The sequence below is a fragment of the Arenimonas sp. genome (assembly GCF_022842045.1).
Classification (GTDB): Bacteria; Pseudomonadota; Gammaproteobacteria; order Xanthomonadales; family Xanthomonadaceae; genus Arenimonas.
Window position 1 is genome coordinate 1 of sequence record NZ_JALHQI010000056.1, and the last position, 20,179, is coordinate 20,179.

At 71.2% G+C, this 20,179-nt stretch carries 19 protein-coding genes; 18 read left to right on the top strand and 1 reads right to left on the bottom strand.

What is annotated here, in order from left to right; genetic code table 11:
• Positions 1-179: 179 nt before the first annotated feature.
• Genes gspD through Q0C12_RS11360 form a run of 7 tightly spaced genes read left to right on the top strand, consistent with a single transcriptional unit; the run spans position 180 to position 7,791 of the window.
• Positions 180-2,375, top strand: coding sequence for a type II secretion system secretin GspD (gene gspD / locus Q0C12_RS11330; RefSeq protein WP_290890420.1), 2,196 nt, complete (start codon positions 180-182; stop codon positions 2,373-2,375).
• A gap of 7 nt (positions 2,376-2,382) precedes the next feature.
• Positions 2,383-3,153, top strand: a complete 771-nt coding sequence (locus Q0C12_RS11335; protein ID WP_290890422.1) for an ABC transporter permease — start codon at positions 2,383-2,385, stop codon at positions 3,151-3,153.
• Positions 3,150-4,343: an ABC transporter ATP-binding protein gene (locus Q0C12_RS11340; protein ID WP_290890423.1), complete on the top strand. Its 1,194-nt coding sequence runs from the start codon at positions 3,150-3,152 to the stop codon at positions 4,341-4,343. Before Q0C12_RS11335 ends, Q0C12_RS11340 begins: the two co-directional genes overlap by 4 nt.
• A complete protein-coding gene (locus tag Q0C12_RS11345; protein WP_290890424.1) occupies positions 4,340-5,194 on the top strand; it encodes a glycosyltransferase in 855 nt (284 codons plus the stop codon). The genes Q0C12_RS11340 and Q0C12_RS11345 overlap by 4 nt, the downstream gene beginning before the upstream one ends.
• Positions 5,195-5,203: 9 nt before the next feature.
• Entirely contained in the window at positions 5,204-6,046 is an 843-nt protein-coding gene (locus Q0C12_RS11350) for a class I SAM-dependent methyltransferase (RefSeq protein ID WP_290890425.1), read from the top strand.
• Positions 6,043-6,948, top strand: a complete 906-nt coding sequence (locus Q0C12_RS11355; protein ID WP_290890426.1) for a glycosyltransferase family 2 protein — start codon at positions 6,043-6,045, stop codon at positions 6,946-6,948. The genes Q0C12_RS11350 and Q0C12_RS11355 overlap by 4 nt, the downstream gene beginning before the upstream one ends.
• Positions 6,949-7,005: 57 nt before the next feature.
• Positions 7,006-7,791, top strand: a complete 786-nt coding sequence (locus Q0C12_RS11360) for a hypothetical protein (RefSeq protein WP_290890427.1) — start codon at positions 7,006-7,008, stop codon at positions 7,789-7,791.
• Positions 7,792-7,846: 55 nt separating this feature from the next.
• On the opposite strand, the gene ettA is transcribed toward Q0C12_RS11360, so the two are convergent.
• Positions 7,847-9,511 carry an energy-dependent translational throttle protein EttA gene (gene ettA / locus Q0C12_RS11365; protein ID WP_290890428.1) on the bottom strand — a complete coding sequence of 555 codons (1,665 nt, stop codon included), beginning with the start codon at positions 9,509-9,511 and terminating at the stop codon, positions 7,847-7,849.
• Positions 9,512-9,713: 202 nt separating this feature from the next.
• Between ettA and glyA the strand changes: the two genes are divergently transcribed.
• The 11 genes from glyA to thiL all read left to right on the top strand — a co-directional run.
• Entirely contained in the window at positions 9,714-10,964 is a 1,251-nt protein-coding gene (gene glyA, locus Q0C12_RS11370) for a serine hydroxymethyltransferase (protein ID WP_290890429.1), read from the top strand.
• A 102-nt stretch (positions 10,965-11,066) separates the two neighbouring features.
• Positions 11,067-11,582, top strand: a complete 516-nt coding sequence (nrdR, locus tag Q0C12_RS11375) for a transcriptional regulator NrdR (protein ID WP_290890430.1) — start codon at positions 11,067-11,069, stop codon at positions 11,580-11,582.
• Positions 11,583-11,587: 5 nt separating this feature from the next.
• Positions 11,588-12,052, top strand: a complete 465-nt coding sequence (locus tag Q0C12_RS11380) for a GNAT family N-acetyltransferase (protein WP_290890431.1) — start codon at positions 11,588-11,590, stop codon at positions 12,050-12,052.
• A complete protein-coding gene (gene ribD / locus Q0C12_RS11385) occupies positions 12,049-13,137 on the top strand; it encodes a bifunctional diaminohydroxyphosphoribosylaminopyrimidine deaminase/5-amino-6-(5-phosphoribosylamino)uracil reductase RibD (protein ID WP_290890432.1) in 1,089 nt (362 codons plus the stop codon). Before Q0C12_RS11380 ends, ribD begins: the two co-directional genes overlap by 4 nt.
• A gap of 108 nt (positions 13,138-13,245) precedes the next feature.
• Positions 13,246-13,851 (top strand): riboflavin synthase, encoded by a 606-nt coding sequence (locus Q0C12_RS11390; protein WP_290890433.1) that lies wholly within the window; start codon positions 13,246-13,248, stop codon positions 13,849-13,851.
• Entirely contained in the window at positions 13,848-14,957 is a 1,110-nt protein-coding gene (gene ribB, locus Q0C12_RS11395) for a 3,4-dihydroxy-2-butanone-4-phosphate synthase (RefSeq protein WP_290890434.1), read from the top strand. Before Q0C12_RS11390 ends, ribB begins: the two co-directional genes overlap by 4 nt.
• Positions 14,958-15,137: 180 nt before the next feature.
• Positions 15,138-16,397 carry an HlyD family efflux transporter periplasmic adaptor subunit gene (locus tag Q0C12_RS11400; protein ID WP_290890435.1) on the top strand — a complete coding sequence of 420 codons (1,260 nt, stop codon included), beginning with the start codon at positions 15,138-15,140 and terminating at the stop codon, positions 16,395-16,397.
• Entirely contained in the window at positions 16,394-18,526 is a 2,133-nt protein-coding gene (locus tag Q0C12_RS11405) for a peptidase domain-containing ABC transporter (RefSeq protein ID WP_290890436.1), read from the top strand. The genes Q0C12_RS11400 and Q0C12_RS11405 overlap by 4 nt, the downstream gene beginning before the upstream one ends.
• 89 nt (positions 18,527-18,615) lie before the next feature.
• Positions 18,616-19,083 carry a 6,7-dimethyl-8-ribityllumazine synthase gene (gene ribH / locus Q0C12_RS11410; protein WP_290890437.1) on the top strand — a complete coding sequence of 156 codons (468 nt, stop codon included), beginning with the start codon at positions 18,616-18,618 and terminating at the stop codon, positions 19,081-19,083.
• On the top strand, positions 19,080-19,541 hold the full coding sequence (nusB, locus tag Q0C12_RS11415; protein ID WP_034210794.1) for a transcription antitermination factor NusB: 462 nt from the start codon (positions 19,080-19,082) through the stop codon (positions 19,539-19,541). Before ribH ends, nusB begins: the two co-directional genes overlap by 4 nt.
• A partial coding sequence (thiL, locus tag Q0C12_RS11420) for a thiamine-phosphate kinase (RefSeq protein WP_290890438.1) occupies positions 19,538-20,179 on the top strand: 642 nt, incomplete at its 3' end. The genes nusB and thiL, both read left to right, overlap by 4 nt.

Below are 20,179 nucleotides of genomic sequence, written 5' to 3' on the forward strand. Positions count from 1 at the left end.
CGCGGCGGCGGCACCGGCCGCCAGCGGCGCCGCCGAGCCCGCGCAGGTCGCGCCGGTGACGCCGGAACAGCAGGTGGAAGCCATCCGCCGACGTATCGAAGCCCGTCGCGCCCAGCGCGCCGCCGAGGCCGCCGCCGAGCAGGCGGCGCAGGACGGGACCAAACAGGTAGAGTGACCCGATGAAGAAATTCCCGTCCCTGGCCCCTGCCCTGGGCCTCGCCCTGATCGTGTTCCTGGCTGGCTGCGCCACCGCCGGCCGGCCCGTGGTCCAGCGCGGCACCGACCCGTTGGCCAACGCCCCTGCCGAGGCCGAGGCCAGCGCGGACGCCGCGACCGACGCCGCCGCGCCCGTCGACAGCGGCGCCATGCTCAGGCCCGGCACCGGCCAGGTCATCAACCAGCGCGTGGCGTCCACGCCGCCGCCCGCGATCGAGATGCCCGGCGAAGCCACCTTCAACTTCGAGGGCGAGTCGGTGCATGCGGTGGTCAAGGCCATCCTCGGCGACCTGCTGCAGCAGAACTACGTGATCGCGCCCGGCGTGCAGGGCCAGGTGACGCTGGCCACGCCGCGCCCGGTCAACGCCGCGCAGGCCCTGGGCCTGCTGGAAATGGTGCTGGGCTGGAACAACGCCCGCCTGATCTGGACCGAAGGCCGCTACAACGTCGTGCCCGCCGACCAGGCCCTGGCCGGCAACCTGTCGCCGCGCACCGGCGGCGTCGCCAACGCGCGCGGCTACGAGGTGCGCGCGGTGCCGCTGCAGTACATCTCGGCGGCCGAGATGAAGAAGCTGCTCGAGCCCTACGCCCGCCCGAACGCGGTGGTGAACGTGGACGCCGCGCGCAACCTGATCGTGGTCGCCGGCACCCGCGGCGAGCTGCAGAACTACCTGCGCACCATCGAGATCTTCGACGTCGACTGGCTGGCCGGCATGTCGGTGGGCGTATTCCCGCTGCAGTCGTCCGAGGCGGCGCAGATGGTGGACGAACTCAACGCCGTGTTCGGCGAGGAAGGCACCACGCCCGTGTCGGGCATGTTCCGCTTCATGCCGCTGGAAGGGCAGAACGCGGTGATGGTGATCACCCCGCAGGCGCGCTACCTGCGCGAGGCGCAGGCCTGGATCGAACGGCTCGACGCCGGCGGCGGCGAAGGCGCGCGCCTTTACACCTATGAAGTGCTCTACATGAAGGCCGAGGACCTGGCCGACCAGCTTTCCCAGGTGTTCGGCGGCCAGGCCCGCGGCAGTGCCAGCGCCGACCGCGGCGGTTCGCCTTCGGTGATGCCGGGCCTGGCGCCGGTGCGCATCCGTTCGATCGATACCCCGGCGGTGGACGCGGCCGACCCGAAGGCGCGTGCCGAGGGCGAGCGCGCCGCCAGCGCGGGCACGGGCGGCAACGCCGGCGGCAGCGCGGCCGGCGGCCGCGGTGGCGACGGCATTGCGCTCGGCAGCGATGCCGATGTGTCGATCAGCGCGGTCGAGGAATCCAACGCCCTGCTGGTGCGGGCCACGCCCGGCCAGTGGGAGTCGATTCGCCGCGCCATCGAGCGCCTGGACACCATGCCGCTGCAGGTCCACATCGAGGCCCAGGTGGTCGAGGTCCAGCTCACCGGCGAGCTGAGCTACGGCGTGAACTGGTTCTTCGAGAACGCGGTCGAGGAAGCCGACCTGCCCAGCGCCGTCGGCCGCAACATCTGGGGCGACATCGCCGGCAACATCGGCGCCGATGGTATCGGCTGGACCTTCCTGGGCCGCAATGCCGCGGCCGTGATCACCGCGCTCGACTCGGTCTCGAACGTGCGGCTGCTGTCCACGCCCTCGGTGGTGGTGCGCAACAACGCCGAGGCCAAGCTCGATGTCGGCACCAAGATCCCGGTCAACAGCACCAGCTTCAACCCGATCACCGGCGACCCCGGCGTGGGCAACGGCACCTTCACCCAGGTGCAGTACCTCGACACCGGCGTGATCCTGACCGTGACGCCGCGCATCAGCCGCGACGGCACCGTGTTCATGGAAATCGAACAGGAAGTCAGCTCGCCCGGCGCCGCGCGCCCGGACGACCCGACCGGCAACGTGCCGATCAACAAGCGCAGCCTGATCACCGAGGCCGCGATCAAGAGCGGCGAGACCGTGATGCTGGCGGGCCTGATCACCGAAGGCACCACCGATGGCAGCAGCGGCGTGCCCGGCCTGAGCCGGCTGCCGGTGATCGGTGGCCTGTTCGGCACCAAGACCCGCGACTCGAACCGGTCGGAAGTGATCATCCTGGTCACCCCGCGCGTGATCCGCGACCCGGCCGAGGCCCGCAAGCTGACCGACGAATACGGCGAGCGCTTCCGCGCCCTGGAGCCGCTGGGCAAGCCCCGCGACGCCGACTGAGTCCGTGATGGGTCCGGTTGTTTCCGCCGTTTTCCGCGAGCTGCTGCGCCGCGAGCTCGAGGAGCGCTACCGCGGCAGCGTGCTGGGCACCGCCTGGCTGCTGCTGCTGCCGGTGCTGCAGCTGGCGGTGCTGGCCTGGGTGTTCGGGCACCTGCTGCCGGCGCGCGCGCAGACCGGCGACCTGCCGTTCGTGGCCTTTCTGGCGCTGGGCATGTGGCCCTGGAACCTGTTCGCCAACGCCGCCAACCGCGGCGTCACCGCGCTCACCGACAACGCCGCGCTGATCGGCAAGGTCGCGGTGCCGCACGGGCTGTACGTGGACGTGCGGGTGGTCGCCAGCGCGGCGATCGACCTGGCGGGCCTGGTCCTGGTGATCGCCGTGCTGCTCGCCTTCGGCGTCGACATCACCCTGGCCGGGCTGCCGGCCGCGCTGGCCGCGCTGGTCGTGATCGGCGTGCACGCGCTGGCCGCGGCGCGGCTGCTGGCGGTGCTGCAGGTATTCCTGCGCGACATCGCCGCGGTCACCGGCCAGGTGCTGACGCTCGGCTTCTTCCTGACCCCGATCCTGTACGACCGCGCCGGTCTGCCGGCGCAGGCGGCATTCTGGCTGGGGTTGAACCCGATGGCCGCGCCGGTGGAAACCGTGCGGCGCGCGTTGACCGGGCAGTCGCCGGACTGGCTGGCGCTGGGCGCGTCGCTGGCGGTGGCGCTGGCGCTGCTGTGGCTGGCGAACGCGCTGTTCCGTCGCGCGCGCAGCCACCTGGAGGATTTCCTGTGAGCCCCGGACCGCTGGTGCGGGCGAGCGGCCTGGCCAAGCGCTACCCGGTGCTGGGCCATCGCGGCGACCGCCTGGCCGCGCTCTGGGACGTGCTGCGCGGCCGGCCGCCGCGGCGCGTCGCCAGCGTGCTGCAGGACATCAACTTCGAGGTGCTGCCGGGCCAGTCGCTGGCCATCATCGGCGAGAACGGCGCCGGCAAGTCCACCCTGCTCAAGCTGGTCACCGGCGTGCTGACGCCCAGCGCCGGCACCGTCGAGACGCGCGGCAGCATCGGCGCGCTGCTGGAGCTCGGCGCCGGCTTCCACCCCGAGCTCAGCGGCCGCGACAACGTCCGCCTGGCGGCCGCGCTGCACGGCATCGACGCCGCCACGCTGGCGGCGAAGCTGCCCGAGATCGAGGCCTTTGCCGACATCGGCAGCTATATCGACGAGCCGGTGAAGCACTATTCGTCCGGCATGGTGGTGCGGCTGGGCTTCGCGGTCATTGCCGCGGTGCGGCCCGCGCTGCTGATCACCGACGAGGTGCTGGCGGTCGGCGACGAGAACTTCCAGCGCAAGTGCATCCGCTGGATCGACGACTACCTGGCCGGCGGCGGCACGCTGCTGCTGGTCTCGCACAGCATGTACCACGTGCAGAAGCTCTGCCGTCGCGCGATCTGGATCGACGGCGGGCGGGTCGCGGCGCAGGGCGACGTGTTCGACGTCAGCCAGCGCTACCTGGCGGCGCAGGAAGCACGCCGCGCCGGCGAGCAGGACGCCGCGGCGCCGGCCGCGGGCCTGCCCGAGTACCGGGTGGAGTCGGTCGCCATCAACGGCGTGCCCGGCACCGGCGCGGTGGCGGTGGCGATGGGCGCGGCGCTGGAGCAGGACGTGGTGATCCACAGCCGCGACGGCCGGCCGCCGGTGCTGCTCAACGGCTGGGTGCGCGCCGACGGCACGCCGGTCTACGGCGTGAGTTCGGAGATGGACGCCGTGCCGGCGCAGCCGCTCGGCGAGGGGCGCTTCCGGTTCCGGCTGGTGTTCGAGCCGCTGACCCTGCTGCCCGGCAGCTATCGCCTGCGCTCGAGCGCGCTCGATGGCGAGGGGCTGCGGCTGTTCGACACGATCGACCGCGAGGTCACCGTCACCGGCAGCGCCCGCGAGTACGGGCTGGCGCGCCTGCCGCACGCCTGGCGCCAGGAGGGCGGATGAACGCCGTGCCGGTGGTCGTGGTGCCGATCCACAACGCGCTCGAGGCGCTCGATGCCTGCCTGGCCTCGCTCGACCGCACGCTGCCGCCGGGCAGCCCGGTGCTGCTGGCCGACGATGCGTCGAGCGATCCGCGCATCGAGCCGATGGCGCGCGGCTGGTGCGAGCGCAGCGCGCTCGCGGCCCGCTACGTGCGGCGCGAGCGCAACCTGGGCTTCCCGGCCAACTGCAACGCCGCCTTCGCCGAAACCGGCGACGCCGACGTGGTGCTGCTCAATTCCGACACCGTGGCGACCCCCGGCTGGCGCGACCAGCTGGTGCGCTGCGCCGCCAGCGACCCGCGCATCGCCACCATCACCCCGTGGTCGAACAACGCCGAGATCTGCTCCTGGCCGCGCTTTTGCGAGGACAACCCGGCGCCCGAGTTCCCGGACGCCATCGCCGAGGCCGCCGCCGGGCTGGCGCCGACCTACCCGGACCTGCCGACCGCGGTGGGGTTCTGCATGTACCTGCGGCGCGCGGCGCTGCGCCAGATCGGCGACTTCGATGCCCGGACCTTCGGCCGCGGCTACGGCGAGGAGAACGATTTTTGCCTGCGCGCAGCGGCGATGGGCTGGCGCAACGTGCTGTGCGACACCGCCTACGTGGTGCACCACGGCGGCGCTTCCTTCGCGCCGCTGGACCTGGCCCCGGGCGGCGACAACCTGGCCCGGCTGCTGGCGCGCTGGCCCGACTACAATGAGCGCGTGGCCCGCTTCATCATGGCCGACCCGCTGGCGCCGCGGCGCATCGCGCTGGAGCAGCGGCTGCAGTCGCTGGCGGCCGCGGGCCCGCAGCGCGACCTGTTCGGATAGCATTTGGCCATGACCGACACGCCCATCCTCGAATTCACCGGCGAGCGCTACACGCCCGAGCGCGACCGCGAGATCGCCCAGGAGCACTGGCACCGCTACAGCTTCGCGCGGCCGCTGGCGCGCGGACGCCGGGTGCTGGACGCCGCCTGTGGCGAGGGCTATGGCAGCGCGATGATGGCCGCGGCCGGCGCCTCGGTGCTCGGTGTCGACATCGGCGCCGACGTGGTCGCGCATGCCCGCGCGCGCTACGCGGCGGTGCCCGGCGTGGCGTTCGAGCAGGCCGACGTGACCGCGCTCGACCACCTGCCCGACGCCAGCTTCGACCTGGTGCTCAGCTTCGAGACGCTCGAGCACGTGCACGCGCAGGAGCGCATGCTCGACGGCTTCGCGCGCCTGCTGGCGCCCGGCGGCCTGCTGCTGGTGTCCACGCCGGACCGCCACACCTACACCGACCTCACCGGCGTCGAGAACCCGCACCACGTGCGCGAGCTGTACCGCCCGGAGTTCGAGGCGATGGTCGCGGCGCGCTTCCCGGTGCGGCGGCTCTACGGCCAGAAGCTGCTGTTCACGTCGCTGGTGTGGGCGCTGGACGACGCGGTGTCGCCGCCGGAGGTGGCCAGCCTCGACGGCCAGGCGATCCGGCCCGGCATCACCAACGCGCCGATGTACTACGTCGCCGCCTGTGCCCGTGACGCCTCGGCGCTGGACGCGCTGCCCTCGCTGTCGGTACTGGGCGACCAGGCCGAAGGCGTCTACGAGGAATACCGCCGCGAAGTGGCCAACTACCGCCGCGCCATGGCCCACATCGCCCACCTGGAGGCGGAGATCCAGCGCCTGAAGTCGCCGGCGTGAACACCTCGCGCGAATGGCCGGTGCTGGGCAAGACCGGGCTGCGCGATTTCAGTGCGCGCGACATCGGCGTGGTGGTGGTCACCTACGCCAGCGCGTCCACCATCGAGGCCTGCCTGTTCCGGCTGCTGGCCTCGCGCGACGTGGCGCGGGTGGTGGTGATCGACAACGCGTCGCCGGACGACACCGCCGCGATCGTCGAGCGCCTGGCCCGGCGCGACGCCCGCCTGGGGCTGGTGCGCAACCCCGAGAACCGCGGCTTCGCCGCCGCCTGCAACCAGGGCGCGACCGCGATCTCGCAGCCCTGGGTCGCGTTCGTGAACCCCGATGCCTATGTCGCGCGCGACACGCTGTCGCGGCTGGTGGCGCACGCCATCGCGCGGCCGGGCGCCGGCCTGCTGGGCGTGGAGCTGGCCAGCGAGGCCGGTGAAGTGGACCTGGCCTCGCGCCGGGCCGACCCGTCGCTGCGCGAGCAGGTGGCCAGCCTGGGCCGGCGTGACGCGCTCTACCTCGGCCACGACCCGGCGCAGGTGGTGCAGCCGGTGGACGCCGTGTCGGGCGCGTTGATGCTGATGCCGCTGGGCCTGTTCGTCCGGCTCGACGGCTTCGACGAAGGCTATCGCATGCACGCCGAGGACCTCGACCTGTGCCGCCGCGTGCGCGAGGCCGGCTACGAGGTCGTGGTCGCCAACGACCTGCGCGTCACCCACGTCCGCGGCGTATCGAGCCGCCGCAACCCGGTCTGGGTGGAGTGGCACAAGCATCGCGGGCTGTGGCGCTACTTCCGCAAGTTCGAAGCGGCGCAGACCCCGGGCTGGCAGCAGGCGGTCCTGTGGCTGGCGGTCTGCGGCCATTTCGCGCTGGCGGCCCCGCGGGCCTGGTGGCGTTCGCTCCGGGGCCCCTGACGGCTATCCGGGCCACGGGCGGCGGCGTTAGCATGGTCGCTGTCAGGGGGAGGGGCCATGGCCTTGGGACTGTTGGGGAACGTGGACGCGATCTGGATCGCGCTGGGCCTGCTGGCGGTCATGCTGCTCGCGCACGAGGTGGCGTTCCGGCGGGCGGGGCGGGTGCGCCGCACTGTCGCCGACCCCGACGCGGAAGCGAGCACCGGCCTGGAGTCCTCGATTTCGCTGCTGCTGGGCCTGCTGCTGGCCTTTTCATTCTCGATGGCGGCCGGCCGCTACGAGCAGCGCCAGGACCTGGTGATCGCCGAGGCCAACGCCATCGGCACCGCCTGGCTTCGCTGTGATCTGCTCGAGCCGGACGCCGCGCAGGCCTGCCGCGATGGCTTGCGTGAGTACACCCACCTTCGCCTTGCGATCTACGAAGCGCCCTACGACCCTGCCTTGCTGGCCGACCTGGTCGCCCGCAGCCAGCGCAGCCTCGACACGCTCTGGCGTACCGTGGCCGATGCCGCGGTGGCCGCGCCGTCGCCCAACCTCTCGCTGGTCGTGCAGGCGATGAACGACGTGATCGACCGCCACGGCGAACGCATCGCGGCCTACCGCCGCCACGTGCCCGACGAAGTGATCCTGATGCTGCTGGGGCTGTGCCTGGCCTGGGCCGCGTTCACCGGCCATGCGCAGGGCTGGATGGGGCGGCGCTTCCGGCTGGGCTGGCCGGTGTTCGCGGTGCTGGTGTCGCTGCTGATTTACATCACGTTCGACTTCGACCGGCAGAAGCGCGGCTTCATTCGCCTCGACGCCACGCAATCGCTCTACGACCTGCGCGATTCGATGGGCCCCTGAAACGGAACGGGCCGCTTGCGCGGCCCGTCCGGTGTTGCCTGGCGCGTGCGCCCGGTTACTTGAGCGCCTTGTAGCGCAGGCGGTGCGGCTTGGCGCCTTCCTCGCCCAGGCGGCGCTTCTTGTCTTCCTCGTACTCGCGGTAGTTGCCCTGGTAGAACTCGACGTGGCTGTCGCCCTCGAAGGCGATGATGTGCGTGGCGATGCGGTCGAGGAACCAGCGGTCATGCGAGATGACCAGGGCGCAGCCCGGGAACTCGAGCAGCGCGTCTTCCAGCGCGCGCAGCGTCTCGATGTCGAGGTCGTTGGAGGGTTCGTCGAGCAGCAGCACGTTGCCGCCCTGCAGCAGGGTCTTGGCCATGTGCAGGCGGCCGCGCTCGCCGCCCGACAGGGTGCCGACGAGCTTCTGCTGGTCGCTGCCCTTGAAGTTGAAGCGGCCGATGTAGGCGCGCGACTGGATCTCGACCTTGCCGATGGTGATGATGTCGCTGCCGCCGGACACCGCCTGCCAGACGTTCTTGTCGGCTTCCAGCGAATCGCGGCTCTGGTCGACGTAGGCGATCTTGACCGTGTGGCCGATGTTCACCTCGCCCTTGTCCGGCTTTTCCTGGCCCGTGATCATGCGGAACAGCGTCGACTTGCCGGCGCCGTTGGGGCCGATGATTCCGACGATCGCGCCCGGCGGGATCGTGATGTTGAGGTCGTCGATCAGCAGGCGGTCGCCGAAGGACTTGGTGACGTTCTTGAACTCGATCACCTTGTCGCCCAGGCGCTCGCCCGGCGGGATGAAGATCTCGTTGGTCTCGTTGCGCTTCTGGTACTCGACCGACTGCAGGTCTTCCAGCCGCTGCAGGCGCGCCTTGCCCTTGCTGCGGCCGCCCTTGGCGTTCTGGCGCGACCACTCGAGTTCCTTCTGCAGGGCCTTCTGGCGGCCCTTCTCGGCCGACTCTTCCTGCTTCAGGCGCTCGGTCTTCTGGGTCAGCCACTCGCTGTAGTTGCCCTTCCAGGGGATGCCGCGGCCGCGGTCGAGCTCGAGGATCCACTCGGCGGCGTTGTCGAGGAAGTAGCGGTCGTGGGTGACGGCCACCACGGTGCCCGGGAAGCGGGTGAGGAACTGCTCGAGCCACTCGACCGATTCGGCGTCGAGGTGGTTGGTGGGTTCGTCGAGCAGCAGCATGTCGGGCTTGGACAGCAGCAGGCGGCAGAGCGCGACGCGGCGCTTCTCACCGCCGGAGAGCTGGCCGCAGATCGCGTCCCAGGGCGGCAGGCGCAGGGCGTCGGCGGCGATTTCCAGCTGCAGCTCGAGCGTGGCGGCGTCGCCGGTGGCCAGGATGGCCTCCAGGCGCTGCTGCTCGGCGGCGAGCTTGTCGAAGTCGGCGTCTTCCTCGGCGTAGGCGGCGTAGACCTGGTCCAGCAGCTCCTGGGCGTGCAGCAGGTCGCCCACGCCTTCCTCGACGGCCTGGCGCACGGTGTGCTCGGGGTTCAGGCGCGGCTCCTGCTCGAGGTAGCCGACCTTGATGCCGGGCTGCGGGCGGGCCTCGCCGGTGAAGTCGGTGTCGACGCCGGCCATGATGCGGAGCACGGTGGACTTGCCGGCGCCGTTCAGGCCCAGCAGGCCGATCTTCGCGCCCGGGTAGAACGACAGCGAGATGTCCTTGATGATCTGGCGCTTCGGCGGCACCGTCTTGCTGACGCCGATCATGGTGTAGATGTACTGCGACATGGCTCGCTCTCTCTGGCACAGGCCGCGGCGGCGCGGGGACGCGCCGGCCGGGCAGGGGTGGGGGCGCGCGGGTCCCGCGCAGCCGGTCCGGGTCTCGGAGGACCGCGAATTATAGGCCAAACAAATGAACCTGGTTCATTTTTTTGCGGCAAGTGCCTGCCGGGGCTACAATTTCGGGACCCCGCCGCCTGGAACGCCCCGAATGTTCGCCAAGGATATGCAGATCGCTGGTTATGACGACGCCCTGGCCGAGGCCATCGCCAAGGAGCGCCAGCGGCAGGAAGACCACGTCGAGCTCATCGCCTCCGAGAACTACGCCAGCCCGCGCGTGCTCGAGGCCCAGGGCAGCGTGCTGACCAACAAGTACGCCGAGGGCTACCCGGGCAAGCGTTACTACGGCGGCTGCGAGTACGTGGACATCGCCGAGAAGCTGGCGATCGAGCGCGTGAAGCAACTCTTCGGCGCCGACTACGCCAACGTGCAGCCGCACTCGGGCTCCTCGGCCAACATCGCCGTCTACATGGCCCTGCTGCAGCCCGGCGACACCGTGCTGGGCATGAGCCTGGCCCACGGCGGCCACCTTACGCACGGCGCCAAGGTCAACTTCTCCGGCAAGACCTACCACGCCGTGCAGTACGGCGTGGACGAGAACGGCCTGATCGATTACGACGAAGTGCAGCGCCTGGCCACCGAGCACAAGCCGAAGATGGTGGTCGCCGGCTTCAGCGCATATTCCCAGGTCGTCGACTGGGCCCGCATGGCGGAGATAGCGAAATCGGTCGGCGCCTACTTCTTCGTGGACATGGCCCACGTCGCCGGCCTCGTGGCCGCCGGCCTGTACCCGAACCCGGTGCCGCACGCCGACGTCGTCACCTCCACCACCCACAAGACCCTGCGCGGCCCGCGCGGCGGCATCATCCTGGCCCGCGCCAACGAGGAGCTGGAGAAGAAGTTCCAGTCGCTCGTGTTCCCCGGCACCCAGGGCGGCCCGCTGATGCACGTGATCGCGGCCAAGGCCGTCGCCTTCAAGGAGGCGCTGGAGCCGGGCTTCAAGGACTACCAGGCGCAAGTCATCAGGAACGCGCAGGCGATGGCAAAGACCATCATGGGCCGCGGCTACAAGGTCGTTTCCGGTGGCACCGAGAACCACCTGATGCTGATCGACCTGATCGGCCGCGACGTCAGCGGCAAGGACGCCGAGGCCGCGCTGGGCGCCGCCCACATCACCGTGAACAAGAATTCGGTGCCGAACGACCCGCGCTCGCCCTTCGTCACCTCGGGCCTGCGCATCGGCACCCCGGCCGTCACCACCCGCGGCTACGGCGAGGCCGAGTGCGTGGCGCTGGCGAACTGGATCTGCGACGTGCTGGATGCGCCGGCGGACGCCGCGGTGATCGCACGGGTGCGGGACGCGGTCACGGCGCAGTGTCGCGCGTTCCCGGTTTACGGCTGAGGAGCTGGAAACTAGTGAACAGGAACGAGGAACTAGTGAAGAGCTGCCCCGGCGAGCCTGCGCCCACTAGTTTCTATTTCCTCTTCACTATTTCCTGACTTTATGCACTGCCCCTTCTGCCAGCACGAAGACACCCGCGTGATCGACTCGCGCGTGTCCGAGGATGGCTCCACCATCCGGCGCCGGCGCGAGTGCGAGCACTGCAACGAGCGCTTCAACACCTTCGAAGTGGCCGAACTCAAGCTGCCGGCCATCGTCAAGAGCGACGGCCGCCGCGAGGCCTTCGACGAGCGCAAGCTGCGCACCAGCTTCGACCGCGCGCTGCAGAAGCGGCCGGTGTCGTCCGAACAGATCGATGCCGCCGTGCGCAACGTGGTGCACGCGCTTCGCCTCACCGGCGAGCGCGAGCTGCCCTCGCTGCGGGTCGGCGAGTTCGTGATGGCCGAGCTCAAGCCGCTCGACCAGGTGGCCTACGTGCGCTTCGCCTCGGTCTACCGCAAGTTCGAGGACGTGCAGGCCTTCCGCGAGGAGATCGAGCGCCTCGAGCGCGACCTGCCGGGCCTCGAGGGCCTGCAGCTGCCCCTGCTGGACGCGGTGGTGGGCAAGGCCAAGCGTTGACCGCCGTGGACATCCGTTTCCTGGCCGAGGTCCCCGGCCACGCCGACACGCTGGCGGGCTGGCACCACGCGCAGTGGTCGCATCTCTACGACGACTGGACGCTGGAGCAGACGCGCGAAGAACTGCGCGACCATGCTACTCGCCGCACGCGGCCGACCACGCTGGTCGCGCTGCAGGACGAAGCGCTTCTCGGCTCCGTGAGCCTGGTGGACGAAGACGCGCCCGAACTGCGCGACCAGGGCGACGCCTGGCTGGCCAGCCTGTACGTGGTCCCGCATGCGCGCGGCACCGGCCTCGGCAAGGCGCTGGTGAAGGCCCTGGTGGCGTTCGCGGCGGGGCAGGGCGTCGCGCGCCTCTGGCTGTTCACGCCCGAGCATGCGGACTACTACGCCCGGCTGGGCTGGCGCCCGCAGGGCCAGGCCCTGCTGCGCGGCACCCGCGTGCAATTGATGGATATCCTTCCCGCATGAGCCAGTTCTCCGCCCGCGACCACGCCCACATGGCCCGCGCCCTGCAGCTGGCCGAACGCGCCGCGTTCACCACCCACCCCAACCCGATGGTCGGCTGCGTCATCGCCGACGGCGACCAGGTGCTGGGCGAAGGCTGGCACGTCCGCGCCGGCGAGCCGCACGCGGAAGTGCACGCGCTGCGCGAAGCCGCCGGCCGCGCCCGCGGCGCCACCGCCTACGTCACGCTCGAACCCTGCGCCCACCACGGCCGCACGCCGCCCTGCGCCGACGCGCTGGTGGCCGCCGGCGTCACCCGCGTGGTGGCCGCCTGCCGCGACCCCTACCACCAGGTCTCCGGCCAGGGCTTCGCCAAGCTGCAGGCCGCCGGCATCACGGTCGAGTACGGGCTGATGGAAGCCGCGGCCCGCCACCTCAACCGCGGCTTCTTCTCGCGCATGGAGCGTGGCCGGCCCTGGGTGCGGGTGAAGCTGGGCATGAGCCTGGACGGCCGCACCGCGCTGGCCAGCGGCGAGTCGAAGTGGATCACCTCCGGGGCCGCGCGCGCCGACGTGATGCGCTGGCGTGCCCGTTCGGGCGCACTGTTGACGGGCATCGCCACCGTGCTGGCCGACGACCCGCGCCTCACCGTGCGCCTGCCGGAGGGCGAGGACTTCGTACCCCCGCTGCGCGTCGTGCTGGACGAGCGCGGCCGCCTGCCGGCCCTTTCGCAGGTGCTCACCGACGGACTGGCGCCCACCCTGGTGGTGCACGGCGACGACGTCGTGCCCGACTACGACGACGAAGTGCGCGCCTTCGCCGTGCGCCGCGTCGATGGCGGCCTGGATCTGTTGGCCGTGCTGTCCCAGCTGGCCCAGCGCGGCGTGAACGAGCTGCAGGTCGAAGCCGGCGCGACCTTGAGCGGCGCCCTGCTCAAGGCCGGCCTGGTCGACGAGCTGCTGCTGTACGTCGCGCCCGTGCTGCTGGGCGCACGCGCCCGCCCGCTGTTTGCCGGCATCGACCCGGCCACGATGGCCGAGCGCATTGGCCTGAGATTGGTCGAGACCCGCCAGGTCGGCCCCGACCTCCGCCTCCTGCTCGCGCCCTGAAGAACGGGGTCCCGGTTCGCAACCCAGCGTTTCGGGCCCGTGCCAAGGCGCTGACGCGGCGTTCGCCCCCGGGGCTTACAATGGCGGCCCTTTTCCGGGCTTTCCCCCATGTTCACTGGCTTGATCCAATCCGTCGGCCGCCTGCTGGCCCGCGAGGTCCGCGGCGGCGACCAGCGCCTGCGCATCGGCTGGGGCGGGCTGCCGGCCGATGACATCGCCCTGGGCGAGTCCATCGCCGTCAGCGGCTGCTGCCTCACCGTCGTCGAATGGGACGCCGAAGGCTGGTTCGCCGACGTGTCGAACGAGACCCTGGCGCTCACCACGCTCGGCGCGCTGCCGGTCGGCGCCGCGGTGAACCTGGAGCGTTCGCTGCTGCCGACCGACCGCCTCGGTGGGCACCTGGTCTCCGGCCACGTGGATGCGCTCGGCACCGTGGAGAAGGTCTGGGACGACGGCCGCAGCCAGCGCTGGCGTTTCGCTGCGCCGCGGTCCGTGCTGCGCTACGTCGCCAACAAGGGTTCGATCGCCGTGGACGGCACCAGCCTCACGGTGAACGCCGTCGACGACGCCGGCTTCGAGGTGAACCTGGTGCCGCACACCGTCGCCCACACCGCCTTCGGCGAAACCGCCGTCGGCGCCGCCGTCAACCTCGAGGTCGATACCGTGGCCCGCTACGTCGAGCGCCTGCTGGCGACTCGCGAGGAATCGAAATGAGCTTCGCCACCGTCCCCGAGCTGCTCGAGGAAATCCGCCAGGGCCGCATGGTCGTCATCGTCGACGACGAGGACCGCGAGAACGAGGGCGACCTGATCATGGCCGCCGAGCTGGTCAAGCCCAGCGACATCAACTTCATGGTCACGCACGCCCGCGGCCTGGTCTGCCTGTCGCTGACGCGCGAGCGCTGCCGCCAGCTGGGCCTGGGCCCGATGGTGCGCGACAACAACTCGCCCTACCACACCAATTTCACCGTCAGCATCGAGGCGGCCGAGGGCGTCACCACCGGCATCAGCGCCTACGACCGCGCGCACACCATCCGCACCGCGGTGCGGCCCGACGCGAAGGCGGAGCACCTCACCCAGCCCGGCCATATCTTCCCGCTGATGGCCCAGCCGGGTGGCGTGCTCACGCGCAGCGGCCACACCGAGGCCGCCAGCGACCTGTCGCTGCTGGCGGGCCTGGAGCCGGCCGGCGTGCTGGTCGAGATACTCAATCCCGACGGCTCGATGGCGCGCCGCCCCGAACTCGAGGCGTTCGCCAGGGAGCACGGGCTGAAGATCGGCTCGATCGAGGAGCTGATCCGCTACCGCCTCGAGACCGAGCACACCGTCGAGCGCGTGGACGAGCGCGACATCAGCACCGCGCACGGCCCGTTCAAGCTGGTGACCTACCGCGACCGCGTCACCCACGACCTGCACTTCGGCCTGGTGCACGGCCAGCCGTCGGCCGCGACGCCGACGCTGGTGCGCGTGCACGTGAAGAACCCGCTGTCGGACGTGCTGCAGTGGCGGCGCGCCGACTTCGGGGTCAGCGTCAACGACGCGCTGGCGGCGGTGGCCGCGGCGGGCGAGGGCGTGGTGGTGGTGCTGGCCGAGCCGGTGTCGCCCGACGACCTGCTGGCGCGCATCACCGAATCCGGCGCCGCCGACACCCCGAAGTCCCGCGAATGGCGCCGCAACGGTGCCGGCGCGCAGATCCTGGCCGACCTGGGCCTGGGCAAGCTGCGCGTGCTGGGCACGCCGCGGCGGCAGGTGGGCCTGGCGGGCTATGGACTGGAGGTCGTGGACTACGTCGCACCTGCCGAGTTCGTCGCCCGCGGGTGAACCGGCGCGGGTGCGGGGGGCGCGCCGGACTTTCTGACCGGACTGTTGAGTGCCCGGGTTCCGGCAGACCGGAGTCGACCCGGCCAGCGGTCGTCTGATTTCGCACGCAACATCGCTGCGGACTCTTGCTGTGCTGCGCCGTGATCGGCGCCAGAGTCATGCCTGCCATCGGGTGAGCGCATGGACCAGCCCCTGTTCCGCGATGAGGTGATGCAAGCCAGGCGGTCGCGCCGCCTGGGTGGAATCGTGCTCGGCCAACCGTTCCCGCTTTGGCTGCTTACGGCGGCTGCCGTGGCCTGTGCGCTGCTCGTGGTGCTGTTCCTCGCCTTCGGGGGTTACACCCGGCGCACGCGCGTCGTCGGCCAGCTGGTGCCCAGCCTGGGCATGGCAACGGTGACGGCCCCGGTCAGCGGCCTCCTTTCCGAGGTCAGGGTCGCCGAAGGCCAGGCGGTGGCGGTGGGCGACGTGCTTGCGGTCATCGCGGCGCCGCGCGCAACGCTGGCGGAGGGCGACACCGCGCAGGCGCTGCAGGCCGCCATCGCGGCGCGGCAGGCCGGCATCGCGCGGGGCACCGAGTCGCAGCAGGCATTGCTGGTGGCGCAGCACGAAGGCCTGGCTGCGCAGCGCGCAATGCTCGCGGCAGAATCCGCGCAGCTTGCGAGTGAGCTGGAAACCCGGCGCGCGCAGCAGCGCCTTGCCGAGGAGGCGGTCGCGCGATTCCGGCAACTGCGCGCGCGGGAGTACGTCACCGCGCTGCAGGTGCGGCAGCAGGAGGCGGCCGCGCTGGAGCAGGTGGCGGCAGTGCAGGCGCTGGAGCGGCAGGCGCTTGCCTTGCGCCGGCAACAGGTCCAGGTCGAACAGGCCTTGGTCGAAATCCCCTCCAGGCGGGCGGCCCTGGATGCCGCTGGCGACCGCGACCGCGCCACCTTGTCGCAAGACGCGATCGAGGCGACCTCGCGCGCGCAGTCCGTGATCCACGCACAGGTCGACGGCGTCGTCAGCACTTTGTTGGGCCAGCCCGGCCAGGCCGTTCAGGCGGGGCAGCCGGTGCTCAGCGTGATGCCCGCGGGCGGCACCCTGGAAGCCCACCTGCTGGTGCCCAGCCGCGCGGTCGGCTTTATCGCGCCGGGGGACGCGGTCCTGCTTCGTTACCACGCCTTCCCGTACCAGAAGTTCGGCCACCACGGCGGCCGCGTCGTCCGCATCTCGCGCAGCGCGCTGGGCAGTGCGGAACTGGCGGCGCTGGGGCGCGGCTCCCAAGCCACCGAGCCGCTGTATCGGATCGTGGTCGCGCTCGACCGATCCACGGTGCGCGCCTTCGGCGTGGAGGCGGCGCCCAAGCCGGGGATGCTGCTGGATGCCGACATCCTTGGCGAACGACGCGCGCTTTGGGAGTGGGCCATCGAGCCGCTTTATTCCGTCACCGGGCGGCCGCCGTGAAGGCGATCCGGCAATCGCAGGCCGCCGAGTGTGGCCTGGCCTGCCTGGCGATGGTCGCCGACCACCATGGCCACCGCACCGGGCTGCGCGGGCTGCGGCAGCGCTTTCCGCTGTCGCTCAAGGGCGCGTCGCTCACGCGCCTGGTCGGTGTCGCGCAGGCGCTCGGGTTCCACTCGCGCGCGCTGCGCCTGGAGCTGTCCGACCTGGGCAAGCTGCGCCTGCCCTGCGTGCTGCATTGGGATCTCAACCACTTCGTGGTGCTGTCGAAGGTCGGCAAGGGGTGCGTGCATATCCTCGACCCGGCCTTCGGCGAGCGGACGCTGGGCCTGGACGAAGTCTCCCGCCACTTCACCGGCGTGGCGCTGGAGCTGTGGCCCGGGGCCGACTTCCAGGCCAGGCCGGCGCCGGCGCCCGTGGCCCTGTCGGCGCTCACCGGCCCGGTGCGCGGGCTGTGGCGGTCGCTGGGCCAACTGCTCCTGCTGTCCGTCGCGCTGCAGGTCTTCGTGCTGCTGGCGCCGTTCTTCCTGCAGTGGGTGGTGGACCAGGCGCTGGTATCTGGTGACCGGCAGCTGTTGACGGTGTTGGGCCTGGGCTTCGGGCTGGCCCTGCTGCTGCAGGTTGGTATCGGGCTGTTGCGCGGCTGGGCGGTGGTCTTCCTCTCCAGCCGACTTGGCCTGCAGTGGACGGGGAACGTATTCGCGCATGCGCTGCGCCTGCCGCTCGATTACTTCGAGAAGCGGCACCTGGGGGACGTGGTGTCCCGCATGGGCGCCGTGCAGGCCATCCAGCGCACGCTCACCAGCAGTTTCATCGAGGCGATCATCGATGGCCTGATGGCCGTGGCGACGCTGGCGATGATGCTGGTTTACAGCCCCCGGCTGGCGCTGGTCACGCTCGCTACCGTGATGCTTTACCTGGTGCTGCGCGCCCTGTCGTACCGGCCGCTGCGCAATGCCACCGAGCAGCAGCTGGTGGCCGGCGCGCTGCAGCAATCGCACCTGCTCGAGTCGCTCCGGGGCATGCAGAGCCTCAAGGTCGCGGGCCAGGAGCCGCATCGGCAGGCCGGCTACCAGAACCTGATGGTCGATACGGTCAACCAGGAACTCCGCCTGGCGCGGCTGGGGCTGGGCCTGATTACGGCCGGCCAGGCCATTTTCGGCATCGAGCGCATCGCGGTGGTCTGGATCGGTGCGCTGCTGGCGATGGACAGCGTGTTCTCTGTCGGCATGCTGATCGCCTACCTGGCCTACAAGGACCAGTTCGCCGCGCGGGTGTCGGGCTTGATCGACAGGGGGGTTGAGCTCCGCATGCTGCGCCTGCACGGCGAGCGGCTAGCGGACATCGTGTTGACCCCGCCCGAGCCGGGCCTGGTCGACGCATTCGAGGTCGAGCCGCCCGCGGACACCCGGCTGGAGGTCCGTGGCCTCGGTTTCCGCTACGCCGAAGGCGAGCCGTGGGTGCTGAAGGACTGCGGGTTTACGATCGGGCACGGTGAGTCGGTGGCGATCGTCGGCGCCTCGGGCGGCGGCAAGACCACGCTGGTGAAGCTTCTGCTGGGCCTGCTGGCGCCGACCGAGGGCGGCATCTGCGTCGGCGGCCAGGACATCGCACGGCTCGGCATCCGCAACTACCGGGCCATGGTCGGCGCGGTGATGCAGGACGACCAGCTGTTCGCCGGATCGGTGGCGGAGAACATAGCCTTCGGCGACGACCGGATCGACATCGCTGCAGTGGAGGAGGCGGCGCGCCTGGCCGCGGTGGACGATGAGATCACCGCGATGCCGATGGGCTACCACAGCCTGATCGGCGACATGGGCACCACGCTGTCCGGTGGCCAGAAGCAGCGGGTCATCCTGGCGCGTGCGCTGTACCGCAAGCCGCGCCTGCTGTTCCTGGACGAAGCCACCAGCCACCTGGACGTCGAGCGGGAGCGCCTGGTCAACCAGGCGGTCCGGCAGCTGCGGCTCACCCGGCTGATCATCGCGCACCGGCCCGAGACCATCGCCTCCGCGGACCGCGTGCTGGTGATGCAAGGCGGGCGGATAGTGCAGGAATTGCGCCCGCCGCAAGCGATCGCCGCGGGGGCGAGCGCCGGCCCGCCAACGCCGCCGGCCGCGGTCGAGGCCTGAACCGCTCCGGCAGCCTGGCCGGGCCCGTCGCCCCGGCACCCCGGCCAGCGGGGTAAACTAGCCCCCTTTTCCTGGCAACCACCCCCTCGATGAGCCACTACGAAGGCGACGTCCAGAGCCCCGGCTCGGCCCGCTACGCCATCCTCGCCAGCCGTTGGAACCCGCGCATCACCGATGCCCTGGTGGACGGCGCGCGCAAGGCCTTCGCCGCCAACGGCGTGCCCGAGGCCAGCGTGGACGTGATCCGCGTTCCCGGCGCCTGGGAGCTGCCCGTGGCCGCGGCGAATGCCATCGACCGCATGGGCTACGCCGGCATCGTCGCCCTCGGCTGCGTCGTGCGCGGCGACACCCGGCACTTCGAACAGGTCTCGGACGAATGCGCCCGCGGCCTGATGCGCGTTGCGCTCGACACCGGCGTGCCGGTGGCCAACGGCGTGCTGGCCGTGGACGACTACGCCCACGCCGAGGCCCGCGCCGGCGGCAACCACGGCAACAAGGGCGAGGAAGCCGCCCTGGTCATCATCGAGATGGCGAACCTGATCGGAAAACTCGCATGAAGCATTCCCGTCCCGACGGCGTCGACCCGCACGCGCGCTCCCGCGCCCGCCGCCGCGCACTGCAGGCGATCTACGCCTGGCAGATGTCGCATACCGCCATCAACAAGGTGATCGACCAGTTCCAGAACGAGCAGGACATGGAAGTGGCCGACACCGAGTACTTCGAAGACCTGGTGCGCGGCGTCGAGGCCAACCTCGGCACGCTTGACCAGGCCCTGTCCGCCTACCTCGACCGCGACATCGCCCAGGTCGATCCAATAGAGCGCGCAGTGCTGCGCATCGCCGCCTACGAGCTGCGCCATCGCATCGACGTGCCGTATCGCGTGGTGATCAACGAAGCCATCGAGACCACCAAGCGCTTCGGCTCCGAGCACGGCCACACCTTCGTCAACGGCGTGCTCGACCATGCCGCCGCCGCCTGGCGCCCGGCCGAGGCGCAGGCCCCGCGTCGCGGCTGATGCCGGGCGAGTTCGCCCTGATCGACCGCATCCGCGCCCGCGCGGGGCGCCGGCCCGACGTGGTGCTGGGCATCGGCGATGATGCCGCCGTGCTGCGCGTGCCGCCCGGGCATGAGCTGGTGGTCACCAGCGACACCTTGGTCGCCGGCGTGCATTTCCCGCCGGAAACCAGCGCCGCCGACCTCGGCTGGAAGGCGCTGGCGGTGAACCTGAGCGACCTCGCGGCGATGGCCGCCGCGCCGGCCTGGTGCACGCTGGCGCTGACGCTGCCGGAGGCGGACGCCGGGTTCGTCGACGCCTTCCTGGATGGGTTCCTCGAGCTCGCCGACGAGCACGGCGTCAGCCTGGTCGGCGGCGACACCACGTCGGGCCCCCTGTCCATCACCGTCACCGCGCACGGGCTGGTGCCGGCGGGCGAGGCGCTGCGCCGCGACGGCGCGCGCGCTGGCGACGAAGTCTGGGTCACCGGCACGCTTGGCGATGCGGCCGGCGCGCTGGCGCAGTGGCGCGCCGGCGCGCTGTTCTCCGCCAAGCTTCGCCATCGCCTCGACCGGCCGACGCCGCGCGTGGCGGCCGGGCTGGCGTTGCGCGGCCTGGCCACGGCCGGCATTGACCTCAGCGACGGCCTTGCCGCCGAC

What these genes read in the sequence shown, in the direction of transcription:
- gspD (WP_290890420.1), top strand. Translation starts at nt 180, where the DNA reads ATGAAGAAATTCCCGTCCCTGGCCCCTGCCCTGGGCCTCGCCCTGATC.
- Q0C12_RS11335 (WP_290890422.1), top strand. Translation starts at nt 2,383, where the DNA reads ATGGGTCCGGTTGTTTCCGCCGTTTTCCGCGAGCTGCTGCGCCGCGAG.
- Q0C12_RS11345 (WP_290890424.1), top strand. Translation starts at nt 4,340, where the DNA reads ATGAACGCCGTGCCGGTGGTCGTGGTGCCGATCCACAACGCGCTCGAG.
- Q0C12_RS11350 (WP_290890425.1), top strand. Translation starts at nt 5,204, where the DNA reads ATGACCGACACGCCCATCCTCGAATTCACCGGCGAGCGCTACACGCCC.
- Q0C12_RS11360 (WP_290890427.1), top strand. Translation starts at nt 7,006, where the DNA reads ATGGCCTTGGGACTGTTGGGGAACGTGGACGCGATCTGGATCGCGCTG.
- ettA (WP_290890428.1), bottom strand. Translation starts at nt 9,511, where the DNA reads ATGTCGCAGTACATCTACACCATGATCGGCGTCAGCAAGACGGTGCCG.
- glyA (WP_290890429.1), top strand. Translation starts at nt 9,714, where the DNA reads ATGTTCGCCAAGGATATGCAGATCGCTGGTTATGACGACGCCCTGGCC.
- nrdR (WP_290890430.1), top strand. Translation starts at nt 11,067, where the DNA reads ATGCACTGCCCCTTCTGCCAGCACGAAGACACCCGCGTGATCGACTCG.
- ribD (WP_290890432.1), top strand. Translation starts at nt 12,049, where the DNA reads ATGAGCCAGTTCTCCGCCCGCGACCACGCCCACATGGCCCGCGCCCTG.
- Q0C12_RS11390 (WP_290890433.1), top strand. Translation starts at nt 13,246, where the DNA reads ATGTTCACTGGCTTGATCCAATCCGTCGGCCGCCTGCTGGCCCGCGAG.
- ribB (WP_290890434.1), top strand. Translation starts at nt 13,848, where the DNA reads ATGAGCTTCGCCACCGTCCCCGAGCTGCTCGAGGAAATCCGCCAGGGC.
- Q0C12_RS11400 (WP_290890435.1), top strand. Translation starts at nt 15,138, where the DNA reads ATGGACCAGCCCCTGTTCCGCGATGAGGTGATGCAAGCCAGGCGGTCG.
- ribH (WP_290890437.1), top strand. Translation starts at nt 18,616, where the DNA reads ATGAGCCACTACGAAGGCGACGTCCAGAGCCCCGGCTCGGCCCGCTAC.
- nusB (WP_034210794.1), top strand. Translation starts at nt 19,080, where the DNA reads ATGAAGCATTCCCGTCCCGACGGCGTCGACCCGCACGCGCGCTCCCGC.